This is a genomic window from Heliomicrobium gestii, assembly GCF_009877435.1.
Lineage (GTDB): Bacteria > Bacillota > Desulfitobacteriia > Heliobacteriales > Heliobacteriaceae > Heliomicrobium > Heliomicrobium gestii.
Genome location: NZ_WXEX01000052.1, coordinates 1 through 390, shown reverse-complemented (window position 1 = coordinate 390; position 390 = coordinate 1). Strand labels below are relative to the sequence as shown.

Genomic DNA, 390 nt, shown 5'->3' with positions numbered 1-390 from the left:
CGGCGCCAGGTACAGCCAACCGTTTTCATTGCTCTGGGCCGTCACCGTCTGCCCGATCGTCACTGTCCCGCCGCTCACCGTCACCGTTGGCGGCGTGGAGTCCGGCGTTTGCAAGGTGATCGTCGCCGACGACGCTGCCGACACGTTGCCGGTCCCGTCCACGGCGTACACCTTATAGTTCCCGGCAGCCAGCGTCGATGTCGCCAGCGCTGCGTCGCTGTTCGCCGTCGCGCTCACTTTCGTCGCTGTTCCGCCGCTGACCAACCCATCCAGGCTCGCTTTATCTGTCACCGTGCTTCCCGACGGCGCCAGGTACAGCCAACCGTCTTCATTGCTCTGGGCGGTCACCGTCTGACCGATCGTCACTGTCCCGCCGCTCACCGTCACCGA

General features: G+C 65.4%; 1 protein-coding gene. It reads right to left on the bottom strand.

Translation table 11 applies throughout. From position 1 onward, the window contains the following. Positions 1–390, bottom strand: a 390-nt coding sequence (locus GTO89_RS17025; protein ID WP_207708944.1) for a hypothetical protein, incomplete at both ends; no start/stop codon positions are given.